The organism is Allobaculum sp. JKK-2023 (assembly GCF_034745455.1).
Taxonomy (GTDB): Bacteria; Bacillota_I; Bacilli_A; order Erysipelotrichales; family Erysipelotrichaceae; genus Allobaculum.
Window position 1 is genome coordinate 2,986,165 of sequence record NZ_JAYERV010000003.1, and the last position, 21,410, is coordinate 3,007,574.

The following is a 21,410-nucleotide window of genomic DNA, read 5'->3' on the forward strand; positions in this document are numbered from 1 at the left end:
ATCGTATATAACAAGCTTTTGTGCACGACAAAAAGACAGTCCGAAGGCTGTCAATTTTAAAATTTTACTTTATTTACAGACTGTTTAGCACAAACGAGCGGCTGTCCACCCTATTGTCCTGGACTTTTGCAGATATCGGGTGAATCTGTCGGCATGACGAAATGAACTGGCAATCTTCAAGTGAAAGCTTCGCGCATGAAAGCTCAGCCTTGAAGCAACTTTCTGATATTTTTTACGGAAGGATCCACATGTCATATTCTGATCAGCACCTTCCATCACCCGGAACTGGAAAAAGTGAAAAAGGTTATAGGCAAGGTATTTCAGAAGAAATTCAAAGGCATTGGCTTCGAATGCGCGATGCGAAAGCGTATTTGCCATGAAGTCACTTTTCAACTCCTTGGTGTAGTTTTCGCTGCTGCCTCTCTGACAATAGAAGTCGATGACCTGTTTTACGGTCATGTCTTCGATATTGGTGATTACCGCAAAAATATGAGGGATCAATAGAAGCTGAGCCTGCCCTTTCTCATCCTCTTCTTCGGTGAAATAGAGCTTAAAACAGACCCTTCTGCTTTTTGAAGAGTTGGACATCTGATAGCGGATTTCTCCATAAAAAGGCTTAGCTGAAGTATAAGTGCTGTCTTCTTCGTGGTCGGAACTGTCGTAGGCATCCTGACATAAGCTTTCAAGTTTGTCTGTTCCTTTGGCTCTGATGGCATAACGAACTGGATTAAAACGGCCTTCAAACAGGTCCATCAGGTCGCCCGAGTAAAAAGCGGCGTCTCCACGGAACATGATAATCCGTATTCTGCCAGCCGCAGTCGAGTCAGGCAGCCGCTTGAGGACTTCGGCCATGATCGATTCAGCTTCGTCTGCAGAATAAGTGGATCCAGGACGCAGCCATGCCCCCACAAGAGTTTTCGAGTTGTATTCGTTAATGACAAATGGATGATATCCAGTCTGGCTGTAGTGATGGATCCATGCAGCACCCTCCTGCTTTCCATAGGTATCGGTTTTTGTCGAATCGGCATCAAGAAGAATGTCGTCCTGGTTAGCACTGATAAACTGACAGGCCTGATCCATAAAAATCTGCCAGAAAGCATTATTCGTATCTTCACAGACACGGCTGAAAAAACGGCTGACCGAGCTTTGGGAAGAAATCCCCTGAAAGTACTGACAGAGAATTGGGTCTTTGGCAAGAACCCCCTGATCAGCCTGAGATGAGTAACCAAGGAGATACTTGAAAACCTGCTGGACCATCAAAGAGAAGTTAGAATTTTTCTGATGGCAGGATTGTATTTCGTCCGAAAAAGGAAGGTTGGCATAAGGCTGAAGAAGTGAATTAGAATTGATGAAATCGAGAGGGAGAATTGCACCGGTATCGGAAGAAAGATCCCCTCCATTAAATGAAATGTTGCATTCAGGAATAAAACCGGCCATACTGTTGTTCAGGGTGTGTGTCATTGTTCGAAATCCTTTCTTATTTTGGTTTGGCGACTAATATTGTATAGGAATGATGAACGATTTACACTCACCTGTTTGGTGAAAAGCAAAATGGCCGGGAACACGTTCTTTAAAGGTGTTTCCGGCCATTTGTCAGTTTTGATGAATTGTTCAGGTTTAGCAAAATAATTTCTAGCAACTTTCAATTTCATGGGTATATTTTGAGCGTGAGTTCAGTGTTCAATTGAGGTTAGAATAGGAAGTAAAGAATAAGGAGGGATTTTTATGACAAGAAAATCATTTGACCCTGCTGCATGGTAAGCGTCAAATAAGTCGGACGTTCTAAGTCTGTCCTCCATAAGATAAAATGAAAGGCGACTAAACCACCAGATTGAATGGTGATTTAGCCGCCGTTTTTGCGTCGTAGTTATAGCGAGGTTGCCGGCCCACGATGAAAAGAGCCACTTTAGCAGGGGCTGATTTCACTCTGGGGCATGGCTGCTGAAAGCAGCGGAAGGTAATTATTCTGATTCTGATCAATCTGATCCAGAACAGGAAGGTTGCCTTCGAACTGGTTTTCTGCAGCAGTCGATAGAAGATGATCGGGATATTTAAGGTTCTTAATGATCTCGAGCACTTCCTGCTGGTTTTCAATTCTGGATTTCAGGAACTCCTGAAACTTTTGGGACCATGGCATAAGGAACTCGAAATCCTGATCTGGATCCTCTTCGATTTCTTTAAGCTCGGCCTGCGTGAAAGCGCCTGCTTCGTTCGACAGATAATCCAGATACAGCTGGGCACTATGACCGTTGGCTTTAGCTGTCTCGATCAGAGAAAGAAGGGTGCAGGTATAAGAAACTCCCCCAAGAGACGTGCTGAACAGACTATTGCGGCGGATGAGGTTTATAGGTTTTATAGCCCGTTCCGCTGCGCCATTATCAATAGGCACTGCCGGATCATGGAGGAACACCTTGAATTTTTCCTCATGATTGATGGCGTAGTTCAGTGCATTCTGCATGGTTTCCGAGAAGGTATTGAAAACATCAGGATCCTTAACCAGACCATGGATGTCCTCAAACAGTTTATCAACAAGCCTGCTGATTTTTTCTTCCCGTACTGCCAGACGCTTTTCTGGGGTTTCCTGGTTTAAGGGCGTATTCAGATGATAGATTTCGGCAATTTTGTGGATAATTCGTGCTTCAGGACAGTTGTCATCCAGATCTCCGGTAGTGTTACTCTCAATGATCTGAATGGCATCGACAAAGTTTCTTCGCAGATGCATGAAGCATCCCGAAAGAATGACTGCCCCACAAAGTTTATTGGCGAAAGTGCCGTAGGCTGAAAATGCATCAGAAGTAATTGTTCCCGTGTATCCAATCCCAAGAAGTTCATCAGAACTTCATGGCTTCTGGAATTGGAATAGTGGTAGTACACAATTTTTCTGCCTTTCTGACCAGTCTTTTGCTTGAAACGGGCTTCAGTTCGGTTTTCTGAATTTTTGTTTTGGTCTTTTCTCCTTCCTTATTCTCTTTTTTTGTCAGAGCAATGTTCAAGGCTGCCAGCTGATCCCGGTCAACACGAGTCCCGTCTTTGAACACAATACTCCGGCCGGATTCTTTTCCCAGTTCATGCGTAAGAGGATGACGGCAGCTGGTATTACATGGATTGATGAAAACAACCTCAATTCCATGAGGCTCTGCGACCTGCATCACCCGGTCTCGAATCAAGCTGAAGTCCCATTTTCCTCCTCTGTTATTTACCCAGATCAGATTCTCCATATGGATCTCTTTACACTGATATCTTCGGGCAATTTCGACGATTTCTTCTGCCATCAGCCACTCTGCTTCTTCTTTGAGTCGGGTTCTCTTTTCCCGGGCGCTTTGATAGTTGAACCACCTGGCCTGCTGCCGTCTGGTATCCTCTTCGCCCTTTTTCTGGTAGGCTTTAGCCCGTTTGTATTTCTGATAATTCCGATCAATATTCTCGTTGATTCGGGCAAGCTTTTCATAGAGATTCATCAGCTCTTTCGAGGGAGTCATTTCATTTGAATACGTTTTATCCCTGTAAAGAACCACAGCCGAGTACGGCTTCACCTTTCCAAGATCAACACCCAGAACATTTTTGAATTCCGGATGCTTTTCCGGTTTGACCTCGTAGGGAATCTGACAGATCAGCTTTCCCGTTTTATCTGTATAGAAAAGCGGCTTCGCAATTTTACCGGCAGCCTGCTCCCGGATGAAGGAAGGAAGAATCAGATTGAATGTTTTCCATTCCGGAAGGCCGGTCTTCTGCGCTTCCTTACTGGTCCGAATCTGGACGCTGAACTCGAGTTTCTCGCAATCAAATACGCACATCTGCTTATCGGAATAAGCGTAATCCAGGCGGAATACTGCACTTTCCGGCAGATGGGGCATTTCTTTAGCCTGACAGAGGTTTTTCAGGTTGGTGTTGCTGGGATACAATTCGTTTTCTGCCAGCTCCTTTCGAAGGGACGAACAGATTTTGAACTGATACTTTTGAAGAAGCTCATAGATTTTGACCTGGTCCGCCCGTGAGCGCAGCAGGCTGACCAAATTGAAAATGATAATTCTCATGTACCAGGCGCTGTTGCAGACCTTTCCAGACAGTGGATTTCCAAGAATACAGCCAAAATCATGAAACAGATGCCCCATCAGGCGTTTCTTCTTTTTGCCATCTTCGCCCACCTCTTCCAAAGGGACTTTTTCCATTTTTTTCCGGAGAGTTGCGTCTTTAAGAATCGCCTGGAAAACCATACTGCACTGATCGTAAATGGGTCTGAGTTCTTCAAAGCCTTTCGACTGAATACTTCTGAAAATCATAGACTTCGGCATGGCGGATCACCTCTTTTCTCAACAGAAGTGAAAGCATCAGATTGAGAACTGAACTTTCATTGAGCTGAGTTTAACAGGAATTCTGACAATATTTATGTCTTTATAAAAATTTAACAGATTTTTTTTCGCTTTAATGAGGACCGCCTTTTGTTCCGACAAGCCAAATGCTGAATCCTGGTTTCAGGATTCAGCTCTTTGAACAGGGATGGATCCGCTGCAGTACCTAGCTTCAACCGATGCAAAGCCAAGACATTTTTTCTGCCAGCTGTTGATACAACATAAGACAATTATCATCAATAAGTTACATCAAATATTAACTGTTTAATATCATTGCGATCACCTGCGACGAGCCATACCTCGATGAATCCGGAAAACCAGATCTTGAAAAGATGGAACTGATCACGTTCAATGCCATGAAAGCTACTTACCACAAAGTTGGCGGTGAGGTGGCTGATGCCTGGAGCGTTGGAAAATCGCTGATTTAATCCATTCGGAGTCCAACGGGACTGAACTCAAATGAAAAGTTTGGAAGGCCAAACCTCATAGGGAGATCCCGATTCATCTAATATTTCTTGCAAGCCACAGCCCATGATGTAACGAATCTAGGCTGCGGCTTTTTGAATACAACAAATAGAATTGTTACTGAAACATTCTGCGCTCGGCTTTTGACAAGTTTGATCCAAAGGATCTGCTGATATTTCAGATTGTTGGCTCTTGTGGGTCTAATTGAATTCGTTAATGTTCTCATAACATTCTCTGGCTCAGTGTTTTTCTCAGAGAAAAGAACATCTATCATCCTCAGCGTGTCATCAAATTTTTTTATGGAATATCCATCAGAAAAGAATCAGCAAACTGAAATAGACAGGATATAATCAAGTGACGGTTATTCAAAATGGGGAAGATGTATGAAAAAAAGAATTAGAAAAATCAGTCTTATCCAGACACTGATCTGTCTGGTCGTTTTCATTGTCCTGCTCTATCTTCAGGGTTTTTTCTATTATCCGCAAGAAGTAGTCCGGCTGGCACCATGTATTTTGGTCCTGCTGATTTGTCAGCATTTTTACAGTATCCGGCTTCTTTGGATGATGGTCAAAAAACGTCATACATTTCTGATTCAGATCACTGTATTCGCCATTGCCGGCCTGATCTGGTTTGGACTCGGATGGATTGATCCATACAATACAAGCCCGTTAGCAAGAGTTCCTGACTGGAGTATTGTGCTTGTAGGCTTGTCAGAGATTTATGGCTTGCTTGTGTGGATCTGCGATTGCTTCATAGCAAAAATCCTGAGAAGAAAATCCTGAAAACAGTTCTGACAGATATCTGATGAAAAGCTGGAAGCGGTGAGCAGATCATAGTCATTGCAACGGAAGGAATTCATGCAGACTATCGCGGCCTGACTGTTACAGATATAGTTGTGACAACCATCTCACAACTGCATCCGAATTATCCAGTTCTGTTTTTACAGGTGACAAGCAACGTAGAATTTATTCCTTAAAAAGACCAAATATTTGACAGAACGATATCCGATGCGGTATAAAGAAAAAGCTGTTTTTCAGCTGATGAAAAGCAGCCAGAAACATCGCGGAAATGAGGATCTGGCTTTAAAGATTCTTCAAAGCCCGGAAAAGCTATATTGTGAATATAGAAAATATTTTCACAAAAACGCTTGACCCGGGATACTGCCCAGTGTTATAGTAATTGAGCGTTAAGAAAACGCGGCAACAAAGCCGCTGACCTGGCGCGAATCATCTTTAGATATCGAAGAAATCATCGATTGTGAAATTCTTAAAAATATTTCACAAAAGATGTTGACGAATGATCTGGCTGATGATAAGATAAATAAGCTTTGTGAGGGAAATTAATTCGCTCACAAACAGATGGCTCTTTGAAAACTCTGATTACAGACAATTCAATATTCGAAATTAACACGTCGATTCTTGAAACAACACTTAATACTTCAATAATCAATTCACGAAATATAAACGCAATAGCGTTGAGTCAATATCAAATGGAGAGTTTGATCCTGGCTCAGGATGAACGCTGGCGGCATGCCTAATACATGCAAGTCGAACGGAACACTTTTGTGTTCAGTGGCGAACGGGTGAGTAACACGTAGATAACCTGCCCATATCCGGGGGATACGCTTTGGAAACGAAGTCTAAAACCCCATAGGAAAACAGAAGGCATCTTCTGTTTTTGAAACAGGCCCTAAAGCCTGGGAGATGAATGGATCTGCGGTGCATTAGTTAGTTGGCAGGGTAAAAGCCTACCAAGACGATGATGCATAGCCGGCCTGAGAGGGCGATCGGCCACACTGGGACTGAGACACGGCCCAGACTCCTGCGGGAGGCAGCAGTAGGGAATTTTCGTCAATGGGCGCAAGCCTGAACGAGCAATGCCGCGTGAGTGAGGAAGGTCTTCGGATCGTAAAGCTCTGTTGCAGGTCAGAAAAGAAGGAAAGAGGAAATGCTTTTCTTTTGATAGTAACCTGCCAGAAAGTCACGGCTAACTACGTGCCAGCAGCCGCGGTAATACGTAGGTGGCAAGCGTTATCCGGAATGATTGGGCGTAAAGGGTGCGCAGGCGGCGTGGCAAGTCTGAAGTGAAAGGTACGGGCTCAACCTGTACAGGCTTTGGAAACTGCCACGCTCGAGGACAGGAGAGGGCGGTGGAACTCCATGTGTAGCGGTAAAATGCGTAGATATATGGAAGAACACCAGTGGCGAAGGCGGCCGCCTGGACTGTTACTGACGCTCAGGCACGAAAGCGTGGGGAGCAAATAGGATTAGATACCCTAGTAGTCCACGCCCTAAACGATGAGGAGCAGGTGTCGGGGGTAATGCCCCGGTGCCGAAGCTAACGCAATGACTCCTCCGCCTGGGGAGTATGCACGCAAGTGTGAAACTCAAAGGAATTGACGGGGGCCCGCACAAGCGGTGGAGTATGTGGTTTAATTCGAAGCAACGCGAAGAACCTTACCAGGCCTTGACATGGGATGCAAAGACTTAGAGATAAGTTGGAGGTTATCATCCACACAGGTGGTGCATGGTTGTCGTCAGCTCGTGTCGTGAGATGTTCAGTTAAGTCTGGCAACGAGCGCAACCCTCGTGATCTGTTACTACCAGTAAGATGAGGACTCAGATCAGACTGCCGGTGACAAACCGGAGGAAGGCGGGGATGACGTCAAATCATCATGCCCCTTATGGCCTGGGCTACACACGTACTACAATGGCGCCTACAGACGGAAGCGAAGCTGTGAAGTGGAGCGAACCCGAGAAAAGGCGTCCCAGTTCGGATTGAAGTCTGCAACCCGACTTCATGAAGTTGGAATCGCTAGTAATCGCGGATCAGCATGCCGCGGTGAATACGTTCCCGGGCCTTGTACACACCGCCCGTCAAACCATGGAAGCCGGCAACGCCCGAAGCCGATGGCATAACCCTTAGGGGAGTGAGTCGTCGAAGGCGGGGCCGATGACTGGGGTTAAGTCGTAACAAGGTATCCCTACGGGAACGTGGGGATGGATCACCTCCTTTCTAAGGAGAAAGTACAAGGAAGCATTAAGTAACTAAGTTTGGAGTCTGTAACAGAGTTTTGGAAGAGCGATCTTCCAGGCTGAAATTCATCTTCTTCTCGAAGAACAAAGTTCAAAAGAGAAGTACAGAAGAAACAGTCTAAAACATGGATCTTTGAAAAACGAACATCAGTATAAGACATAACAGAAGGTCTGACGTAAGTTGTAAGTAGCAACGTTACGAAAGTAACCGACTGAAAAGAGAGAAGAAATTCGATCTTTGAAGTCACAAGATTTACCAAGTCAGAAAACAGTTAACAGTTCTTATTAGAAAAATCTCGAAAAAGCATAGTTAAAAACAAGCATATTTGAAACTAGATCAAGCAAGGAAGGGCGTACGGAGGATGCCTTGCCACTCTTGAATGATGAAGGACGCATCAGACTGCGAAAAGCTGCGGGGAGCTGTCAGGAAAGCGACGATCCGCAGGTATCCGAATGGGGGAACCCGGCTGGAGTCATATCCAGTCATCCATGTCTTTGATATGGAGAGCAACCCGGCCAACTGAAACATCTAAGTAGCCGGAGGAAAAGAAAACAACAGTGATTTCCCGAGTAGCGGCGAGCGAAAGGGAATTAGCCCAAACCATAGCGATATGGGGTTGTAGGAGCGCAACAGACGAAACGCGAGTGAACAGGAACGTGATGGAAAGCACGGACACAGAAGGTGAAATCCCTGTACTGGAAAGCAAGCCAAGTAGTCAGCGAGATCCTGAGTACGACGGGACACGTGAAATCCTGTCGGAAGCAGGCGGGACCATCCGCCAAGGCTGAATAAGTAAGAGTGAGCGACAGTGAAGAAGTACCGTGAGGGAAAGGTGAAAAGAACCGCGCAAGCGGAGTGAAAGAGAACCTGAAACCGTATGCCTGCAAGAAGTCAGAGCCCGTCAAAGGGTGATGGCGTGCCTTTTGTAGAATGAACCGGCGAGCTGCTTTTGGATGCAAGGTTAAGCAGGAAAATGCGAAGCCGAAGCGAAAGCGAGTCTTAACAGGGCGAATGAAGTAGCCAGGAGCAGACCCGAAACCGGGTGATCTAGCCATGGGCAGGTTGAAGCAGAGGTGAAACTTTGTGGAGGACCGAACCGACCATCGTTGAAAAGCTGGCGGATGACCTGTGGCTGGCGGAGAAATTCCAATCGAACCCGGAGATAGCTGGTTCTCCCCGAAATAGCTTTAGGGCTAGCGTTAACGCAAGCCAGCGGAGGTAGAGCACTGAATTCATGATGGCCCCATCCCGGGGTACTGAATGGAATCAAACTTCGAATGCCGCAAGGAGAGTAGTTGGCAGTCAGAGTGTGGGTGATAAGGTCCATGCTCAAGAGGGAAACAGCCCAGACCGCCGGCTAAGGCCCCAAAATGATGACTCAGTGGAAAAGGATGTGGGGACGCACGGACAACTAGGAGGTTGGCTCAGAAGCAGCCACCCTTTAAAGAGTGCGTAACAGCTCACTAGTCGAGTGGCCCTGCGCCGAAAATGTACCGGGGCTAAGTCATCTGCCGAAGCCGCGGATAAGGATTGAAAGATTTTTATGGTAGGGGAGCGTTGCATGTTCATGGAAGCAGAATCGTGAGAGTCTGTGGAGGGCATGGAAGTGAGAATGCCGGTGTGAGTAGCGAGATGCAGGTGAGAATCCTGCACACCGAAAGCCCAAGGATTCCAGGGGAAGGTTCGTCCGCCCTGGGTCAGTCGGGACCTAATGATAAGCCGACAGGCGAAGCAGATGGAAAGCAGGCGAAGATTCCTGCACCCGCAATAAAGGCGATGGAGTGACAAAGACGGGAAGTGTGACCCTCTTAATGGATTGAGGGCCAAGCGCGGCAGTACGGATCCAGGCAAATCCGGATCAATGCGTACAGAGCGTGAAGGGTAAGTGAAATCGAAAGAAAGTAGCCAAGCACATGGAGCGGCTTTCAAGAAAAGCTTCTAGCTTAAACTTTATTGCGGCCCGTACCAAAACCGACACAGGTGGGCGCGCTGAGCAAGCGAAGGTGAGCGAGAGAACTGTTGCCAAGGAACTCGGCAAAATTGCCCCGTACGTTCGCAAGAAGGGGCGCTCGAGAGAGCCGCAGTGAAAAGGCCCAAGCGACTGTTTAACTAAAACACAGCTCTATGCAAAGCCGCAAGGCGAAGTATATGGGGTGACACCTGCCCGGTGCTGGAAGGTTAAGGGGATCTGTTATCCGCAGGGAGAAGCAGTGGTCCGAAGCCCCAGTGAACGGCGGCCGTAACTATAACGGTCCTAAGGTAGCGAAATTCCTTGTCAGGTAAGTTCTGACCCGCACGAAAGGTGAAACGATTTGGGCGCTGTCTCGGCAGCAGACTCGGTGAAATCTTAGTACCTGTGAAAATGCAGGTTACCCGCAACTAGACGGAAAGACCCCATGGAGCTTTACTGCAGCCTGGTATTGGGTTTTGGATGGTCATGTACAGGATAGGCGGGAGGCTATGAAGAAGGAACGCCAGTTTCTTTGGAGCCGCCGTTGGGATACCGCCCCTGATGATTTGAAGCCCTAACGTGAAGAGAGAATCTTACAGACAGTGCCAGGCGGGCAGTTTGACTGGGGCGGTCGCCTCCTAAAGAGTAACGGAGGCGCCCAAAGGTGCGTTCAGTCTGGATGGAAACCAGACAGAGAGTGTAAATGCAAAAGCGCGCCTGACTGCGACACCAACAAGTGGAGCAGGGACGAAAGTCGGGATTAGTGATCCGGCGGTACCGAATGGAAGGGCCGTCGCTCAACGGATAAAAGCTACCCTGGGGATAACAGGCTGATCCCGCCCAAGAGTTCACATCGACGGCGGGGTTTGGCACCTCGATGTCGGCTCATCGCATCCTGGAGCTGGATTCGGTTCCAAGGGTTGGGCTGTCCGCCCATTAAAGCGGTACGCGAGCTGGGTTCAGAACGTCGTGAGACAGTTCGGTCCCTATCTGTTGTGGGCGCAGGAGATCTGAGGGGAGCTGTCCTCAGTACGAGAGGACCGGGATGGACCTGCCAATGGTGCATCGGTTGTCACGCCAGTGGCACAGCCGGGCAGCCAAGCAGGGAATGGATAAGCGCTGAAAGCATCTAAGTGCGAAGCCAGCCCCAAGATAAGATCTGCGGTAGATAAGACCCCTTGAAGACTACAAGGAAATAGGCTGGGTATGGAAGTGGAGTGATCCATGAAGTTGGCCAGTACTAATCGGTCGAAAGCTTAATCTAAGATAACGAGAGCGCCTGTTGGAAGTGATGAAGAATGAAGGATATGGAAACAGAGTCAAAGAGGCAAGTTAAAGACAATGATTCCAGAATCATTCAAAATCACAGACAGGCGGTAATAAGAAGTAAAACGATCAGAAATGATCAGATCATAACTGTAACCAAGGTTATGTCGAAGCTGGTGTTTGTTTTTGAAAGATCCATGAGATAAAATGGTTAAGTCGTAAGACAAACCGGTATGGTGACGATAGCCAATGGGTCACACCCGTTCCCATCTCGAACACGGCCGTTAAGCCATTGAACGCCGACGATAGTGTAAAAGCAAAAATAGGAAGTCGCCAGACAAAAGCAAAACCCGAAGAATAAAGGAGAAATCCGATATTCTTCGGTTTTTTTATATTCATAGCCTCATCATATTAAACAGTTAATATTTGATAGCTTCCTTTTGGTTATATGGGACCTCGTCCACGGCGTTAAAATCCTGAACTTCAATGGAACTTTTGCTTCTTATTAAGTCGCAGATCGTTCTTTCCAAATCATATATCGGAATCAGATTAAAATTATTGTCTTTCACTACAAATTTATCCACATATTGGCTTTTCTGCATTCTCTGGCGGAATTTCCAGAGAGAGTCTTCTCAAAATCGGTCAATGACTTTATATCTGATATTAACCGAATCGGTTAACGGAGGTTGGGCTATGAACGAAAGGTTCTTTTTACTGCCAGTAGAAAAACAGCAGGCGATCATCAATGCAGGCTATCAGGTATTTTCCCAAAACTCTTATAAGAACAGCCCTATGAGTGAAATTGCAGATGCTGCTGGAATCAGCAAATCTCTGCTCTTTCATTATTTTCATAACAAGAAAGAGCTGTATTTGTTTTTGTGGGACACCTGCGCAGAAATGACGATTGACTATTTGACAGAGTATGGCTGCTACGAACAAAAAGATTTTTTCGAGAGTATGGAAAGAGGGATGAAGGCCAAAATGGAAATTATCCGCCTTTATCCTCACATGGCGAACTTCACTCTCAGGGCGTTTTATGAAAAAGACCCGGAAATCTGCGCTGCCGTTCAGGAAAGCTATCACAAGTATTTCGATCTGAAAGCGGACAGGGCACTGCTGAACATGAGTCCTGAACAGTTTGTTCCCGGACTTGATGTATCTATGATGTATCGCGAGATGTATTGGGCCTCAGAGGGTTATCTTTGGGAGATGGTGCAGCGGGGCGATGTAGATATAGATCAGATGGAAAAAGATTTTAATAAGCTGATAAACTTTTGGAAAAGCATTTATCTTCAAAGGGAGTGAGACCATATGGACCTGATCAAAACGACAAAGCTTACGAAATATTATGGTAAGTCAAGGGGGATTGCTGACCTTGACCTGACGGTAGAACAGGGCGAATTCTTTGGATTTATCGGTCCGAATGGTGCAGGAAAGTCCACGACAATTCGCATTTTGCTTGGATTGATTGCCCCAACATCGGGCAGTGCGACGGTATTCGGGAAAGATGTCAGCAAGAAAAAGGTGTCGATTTTGCAAAATGTCGGTTATCTTCCTTCAGAAGCATTGTTTTATCCGGGAATGAAAGTAAAAGACATACTCAAGCTGTCCGCTGATTTGAGGAAAAAGGACTGTACTGCAGAAGCCAGATTGCTTTGTGATCGCTTACAGCTGGATACAGACCGAAAGATCGATGATTTGTCCTTTGGCAACAGAAAAAAGGTTGCTATTGTCTGCGCTTTACAGCATAGACCGGAATTGCTTGTGCTGGACGAACCAACGAGTGGACTTGATCCGCTGATGCAAAAAGTGTTCTTTGATATTCTGCAAGAGAGAAACAGGGAAGGGACAACGATTTTTATCTCGAGCCATGTTCTGTCTGAAATTCAGCGCAACTGTTCGCGGGCTGCAATTATCCGAGAGGGCAGAATCATTGCCTGTGACAGTGTGGACGCTCTTTCAAAAACAAGTGCAAAACGCATTGCCATTCACGGCACTGTCAGTCTTGAGCATCTTCATGGTATTCGAGACAGTAAAGTTTCAGAGGGTTCGGTTAGTTTTCTTTACAGTGGGGATATGAATGCCTTGCTGCGGGCGCTGTCTTCAGGCCATGTTGATGACCTTACAATTACGGAACCAGACCTGGAAGAAATTTTTCTGCATTATTATGAAAAGGATGATGAGAGGTATGACACTTGTCAAACATGAATTAAAGCAAGGGAAAACCACCTTTTTGATCTGGACAGCTTCCATTGGATTTCTTCTTGCAGTCTGTATTTTTCTGTTTCCAGAAATGAAAGACCAGATGGATGGTGTCAGTGAAATATTTGCCTCTATGGGTTCTTTTACCGAGGCGTTTGGGATGGATCGTTTGAATTTTGGCACGCTCGTTGGATTTTATGCTGTTGAGTGTGGGAATGTTTTAGGACTTGGCGGCGCATTTTTTGCTTCTCTTTTTGCCGCAGGCATTCTCAGTAAAGAAGAAAAGGACAAAACTGCAGAATTTCTGCTGACACATCCGGTCGGCCGCAAAAGGATGATTACGGAAAAGCTGATGGCGGTACTGATTCTGATTACAGGGATGAATCTTATTCTCTATACCGTTGCGATCGGCTCTATCGCCGCTGTTGGTGAAGAAATCCCTTGGAAAGAAATAGGTCTGCTGCATCTCGCCTATTATCTGCTCCAGCTTGAACTTGCGGGAATATGTTTTGGTATTTCGGCATTCCTTCGCAAAGGAAGTGCGAGCGCAGGCCTTAGTATTGCGGCAATGATGTATTTTCTGAGCCTGGTGGCCAACATTACAGATACCGCTGAGTTTCTGAAATACATAACCCCGTTTGGATATTGTGACGGCGCCGATATTGTGGCAAATGGAAAACTGAATGGTGCAATGGTTGTCATTGGCATAGCCATAGGACTTGGCGGAATCATAATTGCTTATCTGAAGTATACAAAGAAAGATATTCATTAACCGGTGGCATCGCAGAAGAATTCGACGATCAAAACAATTCTGGATACTCCGATCCTGACTGAAGAAGGGAGTCTTGCTGGACAGTCTGAAGAGCTGGCACAGAAAGCAAAAACGACCATTCAGCGGTATCGAAACGGATCGGACGGTTTTGAACTTCAGGATAGTCGAATGTTTTTCGGATCTGATTGATTGTGTAGATCGATATTGAGCAGATTTATAGGTAAAGTTCTCTGGATGACCGGATAGATCCATAACAACAGATGGACACAGAACTGTTTCGAAAAGCTTTCATTTTTAGTCAGCCGTCCTTTATTGTCTGCCTATTGGCGAGTTTATAAAATTGAGAAAAAGGAGAACGTTTTATGCTCACACTTGCAAATATCTTTTTTCCCACTTGGATGCTTGGAGCTATTCCTTCCTATCTCTGGCTGATTATGCTTCCTGTCAATTTTCTGATTGATTCCCTGGTTTTGTTAATATGGGCAAAGGTCAAGAAGATTCAGAAGATCGGGGACTTCTGGAAGAGTTCCATTGTCCGCGTATGGTGCTTCGGGTTTGTATCGGATCTGTTGGCTGCATTCATTTTGTGTCTGTTCTATTTTGGCGGGTATGCTCTTTCGGACTGGCTGAGTCTTACGTTTATCGATGATCTGTTCGGGCAGGCGATGATTGGCTGGGGAAGTTTTCTCTATGGACTGTTTGGCGCTTTGATTGGCGGCTGTTTGATCTATAGCCTGGATCGACGCTGGGGGTTTCGCAAGACGACTTTGAGCCTCCTCCAACAAAAAAGTGTGGCGCTCTGGCTGGCTATTCTTACAGCGCCATGGCTCCTGGCAATTCCAACAGAACTGTTGTACAACAATCTGCTGGCGTGAGGATTTCAGACTGATCGGGACAGATCGTTCATAAGATAGACCATTCAAAAGACAGACCACTCAGAAAGAGTGAGGGGGTTGACTGTTTCCAGAGTTCAGACAGAATCCATTCGTTTCCAGTCTCCTGAAATTGATGATCCTTCAGACAGCTTGCTCTATTCGCTGGACGAGGGATTTTTATTTGCTTTTTTAAAGCGCCCGGTATTGACGCCCAGTATTGAAAAGACAGGCACTTTTTTGAAAAATGATCCTGAAATCGGTGGCAATTTGTCCAATCAAACAGAACAGACGCAACTTTTCCCATAAACTTTTTTGGCTTTGAGAGCTTGGATATAATAAATAATGACAAAATACCATTTGCATTGCTTAAGCCATCAGAGCCTCTGGTGGGAAGAAAGAGAGAAAAGAGAACATGAGTGAATTGCTGGATGTCGAAGAATTCAGTGAGCTGCTAAACAAAATCACCACGCGGGAATTATTGGAGAAGTTGACTGAAACCGTTCAAAGGGCTGATCCTGAGCATAGCCATCATTTGATTGAAGCGATTAAAAATGAGCTCTACTCCATGCAGGATGATCAGTATCAGGCTGAAATGGAGCTTGAAAACGCCAAGAAAGAAGAATATCGCCAGAAGGTCCTCGAAACCATTCGTGAGGTGAAAGAAGAGCATGGGGATCGTGTACTTCACGTCGTTGCCGAAGCCAATGAGGACTATGATGATTGGTATTCTTCGGATGAGCCGGAGTATTACATTGAGGATCCAGAAGGAGTCATCAAGCTGCTCAAAAGGCTGGAGAATATCTTGCTGGAAGCCTCGTGGCCAGATCAATGGCGTTTACGGCTGGAGCTTTTGGAAGAAGTGCTGAACCTGGATCTTGAAATTGATGATTATTATGCTGGTTCATTTGAGACCATTAAAGATGTGATTGAAGAAATAGAGATGTTGACCGATGACGGCATGTCGGTGTCGTCTGTCTGGGATTCGATTGTGGCTTCCTGTCTGCTGAATCAGCAGGAAGATTTGGATACCCGTCTTGCCGACCTGTTTGAAAAGGCAGTCGGCTATGATCTGAGCCTGGATATCTTTACTTCGCCGGCAGTGAATGAGAAATTAGATGCCAAAATCAAATTGACAATCGCAACAAAATGGTTTGACTTACTGGCTTCCGGAGAATTTGGAAATCTTCGAGACGCAGTTGAAAACGGTCTGAAATGGATCCCTGATCTTGAGCTTCAAAAAGAGTACGTTTTGAAACTAGTCAGGTCCATTCCATATTTTCGAAAGAAATTTTTCGAGTCTTATCGTCAGAGTGCTTCCCTTGAAAGTCAAAGTCAGTTTCTTGAACAGCTTCTTGCCAGAATGGAGAATGAACCCTACCGCCGGGCTTTGTGGCATGATGAACTTTCAATGGTTGAACAAAGGCGGGGAAACAAGGAAAAGGCAATTGACCAGCTGAAAAAAGCGATCAATGACAGACCAACGTTTAAGCGCTATTACGCACTGGCCTGCCTCGATCCTGACCGGGACTACCTTCCAGACTTAAAAAGTATCAACGAGGACAAATACCTGTGCACCACTTATTCTGTTCTGGAAGGAAATATCGAACCTGTATTAAGTGAACTGACGCGCGAAGCTGGCCATGTTTCTTCCAGACGAACAGAAATGACTGTTCTGCTGTGTCTGCTGGGGCATTCGATGACCCATAAATCGCTTTTTGCTCTGGCTGAACGATTCTTAATGGAGGGGAACTATGCCAGCTTTGAATCCACAGCATTGGATGAGCAGAAAGTCGATTATTCCATGATCTTTAGTCGGGCTTTTGCGCGTGCCCAGCTTTCTGAAGAAGAGATTCAGAAAGCTCTGGATCTGCTAAATGATCGGATTCTTGAATTCTGTGAAGAAATTACAGCTTCACAGGCCCGTAAAGAATATTTCCGTTGTGCTCAGTTTGTCGGTGCTCTTTACCATGCTCGCTCTTTATATGGAGAAAAAGGGCTATCCGATGATTTTCATGCCCGCTATGACAAGCTGATTAAACGCTATCCGCGTTTTCGAGCTGAAATCAATGACTGGCTATAAACACAGGATTGTAAACTTAATTACGAATGAAATGAGGAATAGAAAATGGCAAAAAAGACAGCGGCAGGAACACGGATCCCCAAGGACCTTCAAAGCCGTTATCAAGCTAGGGCGAATACCCCATGGCTTGCCATGGGGAGGAAAGCCCTCTGAAAGACAAGAAGAAACAGAGAAACCAGACAGGCAAGGTTCTGAAATTCCTGAAGGATCTGACAGATCCTGAAAAGGCCGTTTCTCTCAAGATTCTGCCAACAACGGCTGATTGAAATCCAAAGTGATCAGTGTACCAAAAGAAAACGCCCGGATCGGCTGGTTTTTGAACTGATCTCTGTAAACGAGACATGACATCCAAGGCATGTATCCATTACCGAGACCAGGTTATTTACCAGTCTGATCTGGGCGTTTTATCTTTCAGGAACTTAAGAGAGCTGCCGGCGCAGCTGCCGAAGAGTCTGCTTGGTCGGCTCATCAATCCGGCGGCTGTCAACACATTTGCCAATCGCCGTTCGAATCAGCGTCGGATCCAGTTCTTTGGAAGACAGGGCCGTCATAGCCAGTCCGGGTTTCCAGATCATGAATTCGCAAAGCAGCCAGGCTTTGGCCAGCTGAATTTCACGTTCGTCGCCAGCAGCTGCCAGGGCTTTTTCAAGCCATGTATTGGCAGTTATGGAATCCAGTTTTGGGGCCCGCTTCATGATCCAGATCATTCCCAGCCGTCTGGCATAGCTTTCGGGCCGGTCCAGAAAGGATTGGGCGAGTTCTAAAAGCTCATCAGTCGAAAGACGCGGAAAGGTTAATCCATCTGTCTGGTACCACGACTGAATAAAAGGAAGAAAAGCCAGCAGAGCACGCCTGGCTTTGTCGATGTTCTTGTATTCATTGAGCAGCTGGATATGGATGATATCTTCTTCGACATAAGCGTGAGGCAGAGAAGTCAGAAAAGCTTCTTTCTGCTCAGCATCCAGAGATTTGGCGATAACTTTCAGATCAGGCGTTCTGATCCCAAGAAAGCGATCCGATGGAATGGTCGGAGCCAGTCTGGCATTAAATGTGGCCCGTCTGGAATCCTGTAAAGGAAGCAGTTTGTCTTCTAAGGAAAATTGCATTGAATATCGCCTCCAGTCGGTTTGATCTATATTCTTTGAATATTTGTAATCGGTCTTTGTTTTCCCAATGGTTGTAGTCGGTCTTCAGGATCAGTATTCTCGATACAGCTGGCGGATCTGCTCTTTGGAAAAATTCTGGCTGAGTCCTAACAGTAAAAGAATTCGAGCTTTGTGCGGAGAAAGGCGCAGGGCAGGGATAGTGATCTGTTCTGGATCAAAAACTGGTGAGTCAAAGGCTGATCCCTCTAAAAGACGACTTGAGCGAACGATGACACAATTACCGGTATACGATTCAATCACGTCTTTGATTGCATTGGAATAGTTTCCGGCCCCTGTCCCGGCGAGTACAACACCATCATAAGTATCCAGCATGTAGGAAAGCAGGCTGGGGTCACTGTTGATATGGACATAGAAGATTTCAACCTTCTTATCCAGAGGCCCAGGATTCTGGCAGAAGTGAGAATAGATTGTATGACGGCGATAGGGCTGATGGACCATAAACACCTGATCATCCTGCATATAGCCAACCGGTCCTGGATCGCCGACTTCAAAAGCATCGGTTTTAATGGAGTTGATCTTGGTCAGATCACGGCCGGAATAAATGGTGTCACCAATAACGACCAGAACGCCCATGTTACGGGCATAAGGATGAGCAGCCAGAGCAACGGACTGATAGAGATTCATCGGTCCATCAGCACTGGTGGAAGTAGCCGGCCGCATCGCGCCAGTCATGACAACGGGTTTGGAGACATTCAGGACTAAATTGAGGAAAAACGCTGTCTCTTCAAGCGTATCGGTGCCATGGGTAATCACAACTCCATCAATGGCTGGATCTTCACAAAGGGATTCAACCAGCTTTTTGATTCCAAGTCCGTCTTCGAGAGTAATGTCATTGGAGTCTTTGGAACAATAGGTATGGATATCCAGTTCAGCCAGTTCGTTGATCTGGGGAATGGTTTCCAGAATGGAATCAACTGACAGGGTTCCGGCTTTATACTGGGCCGATTCCCCGATCCGGCCGGATCCGGCAATAGTTCCGCCGGTGGCAACAATCGCAACCTTTTTACGATTGCCGCAAGACGACAGCTTGGTTTCTGATGGATTGTCTGGCCCTTTTTGACGCTCAGAAAACACCGATTGCGCATGGTTTTGGGTGCAGTGAAAAGGAAACTCCGATTTTGCGGCAGAGTTTGGCTCTGCTCGAGTATCGGCAGAAGATGTATTGTTTTCGTTCATAGCCTTATTTTAGAAGATTGACTGTTTCCAAACAATGAATCAACCTTGTAAGCAGGCCAGAAGAAGAAAAAATAAATCTGAAAACCTTCAAGCGTGCAGAAATGAAGAATGGATCTTACGCAAATGTAGTTTTTAACACTAATAACCCTGGTGAATAAATAAACTTGCATCATTTATGCTGTTGATTAAATAACAATGCCTAATTCGAGATGAGCTTGTCTATCACATTTTGGGTTATTACTATTAGCTACAATCGCTATCGTCAATAATAGTAACAGTAGCTAAACACGCTATTTGCGTAAGAACCTGAAGAATTAAAAAAAGCAGGCATGGAAATTTGTTTTCAGGGAATTAGAACTCTGCGTTGGCTTTTTCAGACGATCTGTTCTCGCAAAAACAGACCGCGCCTACTGAGATTGTGCCTGTCAGGCACTATTCAAATGTGCAGGATGATTTCTGGAATGCAAACAGACGCAACACTTGCAGCAATGTAAGCGTTGTGAATTTTTTATCTGGAATAAATTATGACAGGAAATGTCTAATGATTGTCTACTGATGTGAATAGACAAATAAAAAATGGGCTTGAAAAAGGGAATTAAAAAGAAATAAGGTGCTGATCAGAATTGGGGAAATCAAATGACAGTCAGTGTTGTTGAAGACCCTGATCACCGCCTGGGCACAGGGAGTTACAATCGAGATCGAATATAAACAAAAAGTAGGATAAAACCGAAAACAGAGCGAATATGATTCTCAAATCAGAAGGACCGGCCGTATCAGTGACTCTGATCCAAAAGGAGAAGGGAGATATAGAGAAGACCACCAAATAGAGAGAACGGATTTCAGGGCTTTCCCAAAAAGACGTAAAAAAAAAGGATCCGCTTTGATTGCAGATCCTGAGTATTAAAAGTGGTGCGGGCGACAGGACTCGAACCTGCATGCGTAAGCACTAGATCCTAAGTCTAGCGTGTCTGCCAGTTTCACCACGCCCGCGCAAGGACTATTAAACCACGCCCGGACGAAAAATGCAACAGGCCCTGAAAAGAGAATCAACGCCCATACAAAAGTCAGTTTTGATTTCGCCATGGATCAATCTGAATATCTTTAAGTTAAAAAAAACTCTAATAGATTTCATTAAAATCCGATCGAAAGTTACTCGTCCTTTGATGTTACTGGAGAATCGTGGTTGGCCGAGTCCATTCATCGATCTGTTCCTGAAGATAAACCTCCAGTTTTTCAAGAAATTTTTCATCCATGGGAAGAGAAGACCAGACAGCGTTGGTATCATACCCCTGTCCTTCCAGTTCTGGAGCGGACAGCTGAATGGTTACCGGACAATCAACCAGATCATCATCATTGATTTCTTCCTGCATTTCAAGAAGTTTGTCGAGGATAGGGGCGGCAATTTTCTGAATCAGTTCATATTCAAAAAGCTCATCATACATAAGTAGTCAGTATTCCTTTCAATTGTATCCCGTTCAGTTTTTCCAAATTATAACTCAAGGTGGAGAGGGGAACAAGATCATTTTTGTTGGGGAAGTGCTTACAAACAGGTCCAGAATTCCCCGGCATTTCCTATAGTATAGACATATCTTTTCCCATAATTATGCAAAAACACCTCATCTCATAAAATGGAGATGTTTTTTTTGAAAAAAAAGCAGTTTTTTATGCAAATATTCATGAATCAGAGCGCATAGCTGTTTTTGCGATGAACATGCACCATAAAAAGAAAGATTGACTTTCCCGAAAATTATCTGACAATGAAACTTACCCATTTAAAAAATGGCTGAAAATCTAACATTCCCTGGCTCATCGCAAAATGAAATGCCTGATTTGATATGATGGAATCCAGAAAAGCTGTCCTTGTTTTCCTTCTGAAAAGGGGTGAATCCAGGAGTGTTTGAACACAATGCACGAAGCTTTTTTCAAGGAGATGAGGCAGTGACTTTCTTCACACAGAAATCCGAAGTCATGTCCGATTCCTATACCATATTTATTTCTTATCCTGTAGATTGGAAGAAGATGGGCAGATCCCCTACTCTTGAGTCCGAAGAACGCAAGAGTAAAAGGAATAG

The 21,410-nt window shown here is 45.3% G+C and carries 13 protein-coding genes, 1 tRNA gene and 3 rRNA genes; 10 read left to right on the forward strand and 7 right to left on the reverse strand.

Annotated features, from left to right (window positions below):
* Positions 1–84: 84 nt before the first annotated feature.
* From U4956_RS12010 to U4956_RS12020, 3 genes are all read right to left on the reverse strand, one after another.
* Positions 85–1,461 (reverse strand): IS1380 family transposase, encoded by a 1,377-nt coding sequence (locus tag U4956_RS12010; RefSeq protein ID WP_323090932.1) that lies wholly within the window; start codon positions 1,459–1,461, stop codon positions 85–87.
* A 445-nt stretch (positions 1,462–1,906) separates the two neighbouring features.
* A complete protein-coding gene (locus U4956_RS12015; protein ID WP_323091508.1) occupies positions 1,907–2,818 on the reverse strand; it encodes an IS66 family transposase in 912 nt (303 codons plus the stop codon).
* Positions 2,819–2,831: 13 nt separating this feature from the next.
* Entirely contained in the window at positions 2,832–4,292 is a 1,461-nt protein-coding gene (locus U4956_RS12020; RefSeq protein WP_323090933.1) for a hypothetical protein, read from the reverse strand.
* 905 nt (positions 4,293–5,197) lie between these two features.
* On the opposite strand from U4956_RS12020, the gene U4956_RS12025 reads away from it, so the two are divergent.
* The 10 genes from U4956_RS12025 (at position 5,198) to U4956_RS12070 (ending at position 16,996) form a co-directional block, all read left to right on the forward strand.
* On the forward strand, positions 5,198–5,596 hold the full coding sequence (locus U4956_RS12025; protein WP_323090934.1) for a hypothetical protein: 399 nt from the start codon (positions 5,198–5,200) through the stop codon (positions 5,594–5,596).
* A gap of 704 nt (positions 5,597–6,300) precedes the next feature.
* Positions 6,301–7,829, forward strand: a 16S ribosomal RNA gene (locus U4956_RS12030).
* 355 nt (positions 7,830–8,184) lie between these two features.
* A 23S ribosomal RNA gene (locus U4956_RS12035) occupies positions 8,185–11,065 on the forward strand.
* A gap of 234 nt (positions 11,066–11,299) precedes the next feature.
* Positions 11,300–11,406: ribosomal RNA gene (rrf, locus tag U4956_RS12040) — 5S ribosomal RNA — on the forward strand.
* The 16S, 23S and 5S rRNA genes sit together here, the layout of an rRNA operon.
* A gap of 354 nt (positions 11,407–11,760) precedes the next feature.
* Complete coding sequence (locus U4956_RS12045; protein WP_323090935.1) at positions 11,761–12,372, forward strand: TetR/AcrR family transcriptional regulator; 612 nt, start codon at positions 11,761–11,763, stop codon at positions 12,370–12,372.
* Positions 12,373–12,378: 6 nt separating this feature from the next.
* On the forward strand, positions 12,379–13,275 hold the full coding sequence (locus U4956_RS12050) for an ABC transporter ATP-binding protein (protein ID WP_323090937.1): 897 nt from the start codon (positions 12,379–12,381) through the stop codon (positions 13,273–13,275).
* Positions 13,256–14,041 (forward strand): ABC transporter permease subunit, encoded by a 786-nt coding sequence (locus U4956_RS12055; protein ID WP_323090938.1) that lies wholly within the window; start codon positions 13,256–13,258, stop codon positions 14,039–14,041. The genes U4956_RS12050 and U4956_RS12055 overlap by 20 nt, the downstream gene beginning before the upstream one ends.
* Before the next feature lie 362 nt (positions 14,042–14,403).
* Positions 14,404–14,916 (forward strand): hypothetical protein, encoded by a 513-nt coding sequence (locus U4956_RS12060; protein ID WP_323090940.1) that lies wholly within the window; start codon positions 14,404–14,406, stop codon positions 14,914–14,916.
* 78 nt (positions 14,917–14,994) lie between these two features.
* Entirely contained in the window at positions 14,995–15,222 is a 228-nt protein-coding gene (locus U4956_RS12065; protein WP_323090941.1) for a hypothetical protein, read from the forward strand.
* Between the two features lie 106 nt (positions 15,223–15,328).
* Positions 15,329–16,996, forward strand: a complete 1,668-nt coding sequence (locus tag U4956_RS12070; protein WP_323090942.1) for a hypothetical protein — start codon at positions 15,329–15,331, stop codon at positions 16,994–16,996.
* Between the two features lie 419 nt (positions 16,997–17,415).
* Here the strand turns inward: U4956_RS12070 and U4956_RS12075 are convergent, their stop codons facing one another.
* The 4 genes from U4956_RS12075 to U4956_RS12090 form a co-directional block, all read right to left on the reverse strand.
* Positions 17,416–18,102, reverse strand: a complete 687-nt coding sequence (locus U4956_RS12075) for a DNA alkylation repair protein (RefSeq protein WP_323090943.1) — start codon at positions 18,100–18,102, stop codon at positions 17,416–17,418.
* Positions 18,103–18,192: 90 nt separating this feature from the next.
* A complete protein-coding gene (locus U4956_RS12080; RefSeq protein WP_323090944.1) occupies positions 18,193–19,338 on the reverse strand; it encodes an asparaginase in 1,146 nt (381 codons plus the stop codon).
* Between the two features lie 907 nt (positions 19,339–20,245).
* A tRNA-Leu gene (locus tag U4956_RS12085) sits at positions 20,246–20,328 on the reverse strand.
* A 176-nt stretch (positions 20,329–20,504) separates the two neighbouring features.
* On the reverse strand, positions 20,505–20,780 hold the full coding sequence (locus U4956_RS12090) for a hypothetical protein (RefSeq protein WP_323090945.1): 276 nt from the start codon (positions 20,778–20,780) through the stop codon (positions 20,505–20,507).
* Between the last annotated feature and the right edge of the window lie 630 nt (positions 20,781–21,410).

Bases quoted from the DNA above. Each gene is read 5' to 3' on its own strand.
- U4956_RS12050 (WP_323090937.1), top strand. From the start codon at position 12,379: ATGGACCTGATCAAAACGACAAAGCTTACGAAATATTATGGTAAGTCA.
- U4956_RS12045 (WP_323090935.1), top strand. From the start codon at position 11,761: ATGAACGAAAGGTTCTTTTTACTGCCAGTAGAAAAACAGCAGGCGATC.
- U4956_RS12025 (WP_323090934.1), top strand. From the start codon at position 5,198: ATGAAAAAAAGAATTAGAAAAATCAGTCTTATCCAGACACTGATCTGT.
- U4956_RS12010 (WP_323090932.1), bottom strand. From the start codon at position 1,461: ATGACACACACCCTGAACAACAGTATGGCCGGTTTTATTCCTGAATGC.
- U4956_RS12060 (WP_323090940.1), top strand. From the start codon at position 14,404: ATGCTCACACTTGCAAATATCTTTTTTCCCACTTGGATGCTTGGAGCT.
- U4956_RS12080 (WP_323090944.1), bottom strand. From the start codon at position 19,338: ATGAACGAAAACAATACATCTTCTGCCGATACTCGAGCAGAGCCAAAC.
- U4956_RS12055 (WP_323090938.1), top strand. From the start codon at position 13,256: ATGACACTTGTCAAACATGAATTAAAGCAAGGGAAAACCACCTTTTTG.
- U4956_RS12020 (WP_323090933.1), bottom strand. From the start codon at position 4,292: ATGCCGAAGTCTATGATTTTCAGAAGTATTCAGTCGAAAGGCTTTGAA.
- U4956_RS12090 (WP_323090945.1), bottom strand. From the start codon at position 20,780: ATGTATGATGAGCTTTTTGAATATGAACTGATTCAGAAAATTGCCGCC.
- U4956_RS12070 (WP_323090942.1), top strand. From the start codon at position 15,329: ATGAGTGAATTGCTGGATGTCGAAGAATTCAGTGAGCTGCTAAACAAA.
- U4956_RS12075 (WP_323090943.1), bottom strand. From the start codon at position 18,102: ATGCAATTTTCCTTAGAAGACAAACTGCTTCCTTTACAGGATTCCAGA.